Genomic DNA, 5,876 nt, shown 5'->3' on the forward strand with positions numbered 1-5,876 from the left:
AGGAGCTTCCTTCCGAGCCTGTACGAGTCGATCTCTCCCGACCAGATGAGGTCGTACGCCTTGTTTCGGCTCGCCCTCATGTACTCCTGCATCTCGATCACCGTCATCCATTCGTCCCGATCTCGGCTTCCCTCGGGCGCGGCGCATTCGGCTGTGCGTGCCATGGTTCCTCCAATCTTCCCGTGCGGCACCGCGCGAGGACACCGCACGACACCGTGTGCCTTTTCGTCTGCACGACGATTGAACCGCCTGATGGCGATTGGTGAGCACGGCAGGAGCGGAGACGGGTCGAAGTGGGTCGAGCTGGTCGTGCCTTCACGAAACGGCCATGAGCCGCGTGCCTTAGCTCGCAGCTAAGTCCCTGAAAAGTAAAAGGCACCCATGCGGGCGCCTGCCTAGTAGCTGGAGTTGTTCGGTTGTGGTCGGAATGCTCGTCTTCCGCGGTGCTGTCGTCCGGGGTCCGGCATCTGTCGTTCGCCTCTTCTGTCGTGTTTGATGTTGCGTGTTCTGCGAGCGACCTTGTGCAGGTTCTTCAACCCGTTGCCCCAGGTGCACCCGGATAAATGGTACCCATCCGTTGGGACACGACCTGCTGTGGTTGTCATTTCGGACGAATGGGAGCAGACGAACGGCGCGAGGATGCGAGCCGAATTCGAGTTAGTCAATATTGGCTTTTGAATCGGACCGATTGGGATTGCCTCATTGCCGGCAGCTCTTCGAGTCCAATCGTGAAATAGCTGCATCCAGTGCGGCTTTGTAGCCCTCTGATGCTGCTTCGTAATCTTGGATATAGGATTCTAGGTCGGAGGCGACGGCATTCGGGAAGCTCTCGACCCACCGTTTCCCCTTAGGCTTCGCCAGCCTCACCGCGCCGTCCATCCCGAATAGCCACCTGTAAAAGGTCGGAGACGGCATCGCGCTGACGCAGGCGTAGCCGATGACGTTTCTTTCGTCGCTCTCGTCGATGTGACAGAATTTGAGGTCGTGGCCGAACCTTTCGTAAACGTACTTGGCATGAGTGCCGGATACTTCCAGGAACAGCTTTCTGGCGGTGCCCGAGCCGAACATGTCGACCCGCTGGCGCGTGTCCGCGACCACGCGCGTCCTCAGCGCCTCTACCTTATCCCGATCCGACACCGGTTTTCCGGTGACAACCGGGTCCGCGATATCGTCTAGTCGGTAGAAGTAGGGACTGGGGGAACCGCCTTCGTCGATATGCATGCTCTCGAGATAGTAGCGGCCGAAGCTGAACACGATCGCCACCGGGTCCTCCTCGTACGGCCCAATCTTTACGGTCGATCCGTTCATCAGGTGAACCTGCTTCTTGAAGGCGAGCCTTTCGTTCATGCGGATCGCTCGGGATGCGGCATGGAGGACGTTGAAAATCGCGTCGGTGTCCCTGCCGGCCTTGCGGTCGACGAACACGGTCTCCACGCTTTCGTCGACGTCATAGTCGGAGGAGAATGCGAGCACCTTCGAGGAGATCTTGTCCTTCCGCCCCTCGCCGATGAAGGAGCTCGTCCCCAGCACGTCCGAGATGAGGATCGCCTCCTCGGATGACAGGGGTTTGTTTACGGCCCTGAACCCGACGTTCTCGCCGTGGCCAGGTATCGCCATGCGGATTCCCATGGGCATGCTTTCGCTTATCTGGTGCAGGTCCTTGAGAATGGCGTTCTCCGACGTCGGCCTCTCGGAGCAGATGCCTATGACGCGCGCGATTTCCGATGCGGATATGCCCGTCCTCTCATCGGTGAAGCGGACGAGGAGGTCGAGGACGGACAGGATCCTGCTTCTCGATGTGCCGCTCGCCGCGAATCCGGCTTCCTTTAACTCGGAGATCTCCTCCTCGGTGAATGTCCTAGACATTGCAGGTCCTCCATAAACAGCTTTATTGCCTATGAAATTGTAGGCAATCCAAACCAGTCAGAGGAGACGAAATTCCGATGGCGGTTGAAAATAAGGGTCGAAGCAATGGAAGAGAGAGTAGGGAGCCAACTATGAACGACGCCGGACGGGCGGTGAACGCCCCGACGATTTCGTCAGCCGATGCCGTAGCGGAGGCGGCGTGCGATAACGGAAGGAGGATCCTCGGCTTTTCGCCGGAGCAGCTGATCGCCGCTTGCGGTCTGGCCTTGATGGGCATCGCTGTTTTAGTCGGGTCGAACTACAGCCTCTCTATCGCCAAAGGTGATTTCAGGCTTGATCTGCGCCCTGCGTGCTAGGCGATGCGCCCACGCGGAAGCAACAACCGCTGTTGTGGGACGCGGCGTCGTCGACGCGTGACGCGCCCCAAGGAATTAACTCTCGATTCGAATGATAGGAGACGATATGGAATGCAATGATTTCCCCGAAGTTGGCACCAGGTTGACGTACGGGGAGGCGATCCCCGTTTACGATCGCTTCGAGCGGTCGATGCTCGAGAAGGCGTACGGGGCCGGGCTCCTGCCCGCGGCGGGGCTGTACGACCTGCTCTGGCAGCTTGAGTCGCTCGCGCAGAAGTTCGGAATCGAGGGCAAGGGGGGCCTTCTCAAGGCTCAAGAAGGAGATTCGGTCGTTTTCGAGCGAGAGGACCGCTCTGGCGAACGGGGTGAACGGCGAGAGGTTCTACCTTTTGCAGAACCAATCGGCGCTCAAGCAGCATGATGAGACTCATCTTTTCAAGGTCGGAATCGACGGAAACAAGCTTGCTGATGACCTCGACGAAGCTCTCGAGCTGCTTTCGAAAGAGGCCTCAAAGAGCGACGAGTACGGCGATACGTATTCGCGCGACTGGATGGAGCGAGCTTCCGACAAGCAAGAAAAAGACCCTTTCTTGAAATGGGCCGGAATCGGGTTTTGCGCGATGATGGTCTGCCTCGGAATCTCGATGCTCGTCCATTCGGTCTTCCAGATCGGCTTCTGCTCCAAGTGGTTTCTCTGATGCGGAAGCTGGCAACTAGGACGACCGTCGTTCAGGTCATCAACTCATAGACGCGTCAACGTGGGGCTTCTCGTTTCGTCGATAGATGACGGAGATGTTTGACCTGCGAATTTGCCACCAGCGTGCAAGCCACGGCGCTGCCTCACCTGCGGTTACGGACTGGTGGCTTGCGCCCGGGAAGGCATGAACCCTACGGACATTCCTCGCGCTCCCGCCCTTAAAACCGGCCACGATGGTCTTTAGGGCGGGAGCGCGAGGTCCACGCCCTGGGTTCGAAGTCACTCTGCGCTCGTGTCCCCAAGGTAATTTCCGTCTCTGTAGATGACCTTTTGAGGCCCCATGAGCTTCAGCCCCTCACCGCAGATAATCAGCATCCCTTGTTCAACCAATGAGGGAAGACGGTCAGTTGGGTACGAGATATCGTAACGCTTATGCGATCCGATTCTCTTGAAGTACACACCCGAGAACGATTGGGCTTTTCCATATCGGTCGGGATCGGATTCTTCGTCGTCGGGGCAAGCAAACAAGGCGGCCTCGGGGGAATCGTCGCCATCGAGATAAAAAACGGGAAACTCAAGAGGATTGCCTTTAGGAACGGCCGCCGATGCCACGTAGTTGCAGAGCTTCCACTCCTCGCTTTTCTGCACGCAATCGCTTTCGATGCCGAGGAGGCTTCGCATTTCAGTATCGATGCTGTAAGAACCTAGGACTAAGTAGAAAGCCAAGAGGACTGACGACCGGGCGCTTTCCATCTCGGTCCAATCGTAGAGATTGTCTTTGTGAGCAATGCCGTTCCTCATCGTTCGAGCGCTTTGGAGTGCGCGAATTATCGACTCGTACGTATCCTCGCTTATCGCCGTATCGAGAAGGTCTTCATTGCGGCTGTACAGCTGCTGCTTCTCGCAAACATAGTCGCCGAAGAACCTTGTGAGCCTACCGAGGTCTAAGACATATTCGAAACCATCCGTGAAAAGCTCATCGTTGATTTCGATTTCTCCGTCCTTGACTTCTATGTGTCGCGATTTGTCGGGAACGCCATCTCTTTTCGCAGGCAGGTAGTAAGGGTTTTCTCCGAGCTTTTTGCCGTAGTAAATACGCCTACTCTTCGATTTCGAAGTCTTATGTATGGCGTAAAGAAATCTGTACAGGAATTGTTCGAGCGATTTGAAGTACTCCAACGCGATGGGGGCGAAATCTATGCATCCTGCATGCGTTAAAGAATCCCTTAGCCATTCTGCGGTCTGGAAGCTTACTGCGAAATCCGTGTCACCGGTCAACGCCGAGTATCTGCCGTCTACGACAAAGCTCTTGTCTATGGCCATTCTCTGTTCGGACCCCAATTCCACGTCTGGTTTGTAGCCGATCAGACGGTCTCGGATGTCTCTCCTGAAATGGCCCATGCGCAAATGGTTAAGCGATTTGGTTATGCTCAAGCCATAGTAGGAACGCGCTTTCTGCCTAAGCTCAACCACAGCCTCCTCGAATTTGTCGAACTCCTCTTGTGGAAAGAACAGGCGGAAGAACTCTTTAACCGAGATGTAGGGCGTAGCGTCCTTCACCGACTCGTAATTGAGAACCTCCCTCTTCGCTCCGTCCATAACCAAAGAGACGTAGGTGATTTTCGATACCCCAAAGTTTTCCCTCAGCGAATCCTCAAGCTCTTTCGGGAGACTCTGGTCTAATCCAGGTTCCTTGAATACAAAAACGCTCGGGGAGCCATCGACATCCACCTTGATTATGCGGACCACCCTCTTGCTCGCTTTGAGGACGGTCGGCCCGGCTAGGCCGTCTTTTGGGAGATATTGGTAAGCATCGCTTCTGCGAACGCGGGCACGTAGTGTTATGTATCCATATTCTGTAAGAAGCATGGAAATCGACTCGCAAATCAGTCGATACATGCACTCATTGGCTCTGTCCATGATGAAGGTATAGTTAAGCCGTTCGGACCCTGAGACATTGCATAGATTTTCAGGTATTAAAGAGGTTCCTCCCCTCGACTCGGAATAGCCGCTTTCATCCCTCCAGCCATCTCGAATTTTCTTCAACTCGCTTAAGCCTTCTCCAAGAAGGAATTCTTTGTAGATCGGTTCGCTATTCATCCAATACCTCGTTTTCTCTGCGTGTTTACAGCCTTGCACGAGCGAATCGCTCCCATAGGCGTATCGCGGACCGCATATGAAAAAGGAGGCTACGGAGGCGGGCCAAAAGTGCTGGCTCGGGCCATGCCGCCGTCACCTATATTTTCAGGCTCCATTGCCTGCGTTGGATGGCATTATCTCACCGCGTTGCCTCGGGAGCCATCCCGTGCGGCGGACAAAGGCAAACCCAGGGGCAGTTAGTGGAGAAGCCGCTATTAGGCCCCTAATCGCGAAAGCGGTTCAACTCATGAGTAAGCCACCTGAGACTACTCACTTTTCCCACGAATGGCGAAGGGTCGCGACCTGGGGTTTTGCAAATGGCGCGCAAACCACCCGCGCTGATTCACTTACTATGGCCGGGAGGTCAGCAAAAACAGTTCTTTGTCAGAAAGGATTTACGAGGTCTGCGCCGAGAGAGACAGTCTAAAGGGAAAGGTCAGGGACTACGAGCGGGTCAGGCGGGCCATTGGCACGGAACAGGCGGACAGAATATTAGAGGCCGCTTACCAGCAGGAACAGGCTGAAAAGGAACGGAAACGGGCCGCAAGGCAAAAAACAAGGGTAGGCGCACGGTAATCACCAAAACCGGAGGGTGTTCCAGTGAATGCCCTCCTGATTTATTGGTTGATTTTCAATCTCAACGCAACAGCCTGAACGGGCCCCGCGTTTCCGCAGCTAGCGCAACGCGGGAATAGCCCCCGGCACCTGGCCGTCGCACCGTTTCCGCAGGTGGAGAGGCTATGGAGGCCGGTGCCCCCATGCCGCCGCCGCATGCTCCGCCAGCCCGCCGCGCAGCCGTTCCGGACTCAGCGCAACGG

General features: G+C 56.0%; 6 protein-coding genes. 3 read left to right on the top strand and 3 right to left on the bottom strand.

Annotated elements, in window-relative coordinates; genetic code table 11:
- Both NBH09_RS10135 and NBH09_RS09815 read right to left on the bottom strand, forming a co-directional pair.
- Positions 1–164, bottom strand: a 164-nt coding sequence (locus NBH09_RS10135) for a helix-turn-helix domain-containing protein (protein ID WP_502799844.1), incomplete at its 3' end; no start/stop codon positions are given.
- Positions 165–699: 535 nt separating this feature from the next.
- On the bottom strand, positions 700–1,866 hold the full coding sequence (locus NBH09_RS09815; RefSeq protein ID WP_124785971.1) for a WYL domain-containing protein: 1,167 nt from the start codon (positions 1,864–1,866) through the stop codon (positions 700–702).
- A 131-nt stretch (positions 1,867–1,997) separates the two neighbouring features.
- On the opposite strand from NBH09_RS09815, the gene NBH09_RS09820 reads away from it, so the two are divergent.
- From NBH09_RS09820 to NBH09_RS09830, 3 genes are all read left to right on the top strand, one after another.
- Complete coding sequence (locus NBH09_RS09820) at positions 1,998–2,222, top strand: hypothetical protein (protein WP_096227031.1); 225 nt, start codon at positions 1,998–2,000, stop codon at positions 2,220–2,222.
- A 106-nt stretch (positions 2,223–2,328) separates the two neighbouring features.
- Positions 2,329–2,643, top strand: a complete 315-nt coding sequence (locus NBH09_RS09825; protein WP_124785972.1) for a hypothetical protein — start codon at positions 2,329–2,331, stop codon at positions 2,641–2,643.
- The gene (locus tag NBH09_RS09830; RefSeq protein ID WP_250787847.1) at positions 2,588–2,920 is read left to right on the top strand and encodes a hypothetical protein; all 333 of its coding nucleotides are present in this window, start codon (positions 2,588–2,590) and stop codon (positions 2,918–2,920) included. Before NBH09_RS09825 ends, NBH09_RS09830 begins: the two co-directional genes overlap by 56 nt.
- A 278-nt stretch (positions 2,921–3,198) precedes the next feature.
- On the opposite strand, the gene NBH09_RS09835 is transcribed toward NBH09_RS09830, so the two are convergent.
- A complete protein-coding gene (locus NBH09_RS09835) occupies positions 3,199–5,019 on the bottom strand; it encodes a hypothetical protein (RefSeq protein ID WP_123649856.1) in 1,821 nt (606 codons plus the stop codon).
- Positions 5,020–5,876 lie beyond the last annotated feature (857 nt).

It is taken from the genome of Collinsella sp. BG-O-102 (assembly GCF_023656745.1).
Taxonomy (GTDB): Bacteria; Actinomycetota; Coriobacteriia; order Coriobacteriales; family Coriobacteriaceae; genus Collinsella.